This window comes from Samsonia erythrinae (assembly GCF_004342665.1).
GTDB lineage: Bacteria > Pseudomonadota > Gammaproteobacteria > Enterobacterales > Enterobacteriaceae > Samsonia > Samsonia erythrinae.
The window spans coordinates 1-1,075 of sequence record NZ_SMBY01000030.1 but is presented as its reverse complement, the minus strand read 5'-3'; the positions used below and the strand labels follow the sequence as shown (position 1 = coordinate 1,075).

1 protein-coding gene is annotated in these 1,075 nt (G+C 60.8%); it reads right to left on the bottom strand.

Annotated features, from left to right (window positions below; translation table 11 throughout):
• Positions 1–235: 235 nt before the first annotated feature.
• The coding region (gene xerC, locus EDC54_RS17825) for a site-specific tyrosine recombinase XerC (RefSeq protein ID WP_132459486.1) at positions 236–1,075 on the bottom strand (840 nt) is incomplete at its 5' end.

Here is a 1,075-nt window from a genome sequence, read left to right as displayed (position 1 = left end):
CCTGCCCGGCGCCGACATAATGTGTGTTACGCGTTGGCCGCGTTCAGCGGCTTTCGCGTAATGCCACATTATGTTGAATGACGAACGGCCAGCAACGATGCTTGCAGAGAGTGATGACGGTGAGCGCTGGCCGGGCGACATTTACCGCCGGGGCACCTTAGCTGAACAAGGCAGTAAGCCCGCAGGGACGAGGGCTTGCTGCCCTGCACCGTCCTGCGATGTTGAAGAGAAGGCGCTACTTTTGCGGGCTGTCCGGCTGCACAGTAGCGTCCGGCTTAGTCTCATCCGGTTTGCGTTTCCTTCGACGCCGGGGCTTCGGTTTCCGCTCTGCCGGATGCGTCTGTTCATGCACCTTCTGCAAGTGACCGATAGCGACCCGCGTGTAGATTTGTGTCGTCTCCAGCTTCTCATGGCCGAGTATTGCCTGGATGTGTCGCGTGTCCGCGCCGTTCTCCAGCATCTGCGTCGCCATCGAGTGCCGGAACACATGGCACGCCCCCGGTTTATCAAGGTGGCCCGTTTCCCGGATGGCTTTCCCCGCCATCTGCGTCAGCGTCACCCGCGCCAGTCCTTTTCCTTTGTGGCTGATAAACAGGTGGCCGCTGTCATAGCGTTTCGCCAGTTCAGGCCGCGCATGGTTCAGGTAGCGTACCAGCCACTTGCACGCCCGTTCACCCATCGGCACCACCCGGTCTTTATTCCCCTTGCCCTGACGCACCACCATCACTCCCCGGCTCAGGTCGATATCGCTCAGCATCAGGCTCACCGCTTCTGCACGCCTGACGCCGCTGCTCCACAGCACTTCCAGTATCACCCGGTTACGCAGCCCGATAACCGTGCCGCTCTCCATCGCCTGCAACACGTTGCACGTTTCCTCCACGCTCAGCACCTGTGCCGGCAGCCGCTTCTCTTCTTTCGGTAAGGTCAGCATTTCCGCCGGGTTGTACAGGATAACGTGACGCTTCAGTAGCCAGCGGAACAGCATCCGGATACCCGTCAGGCGGTTAAGCTGACTGCCCGCCGTTAACGGATGGCCGTCCGCCTTGCGGTAACCTCGCAGCCAGCGCTGATACCC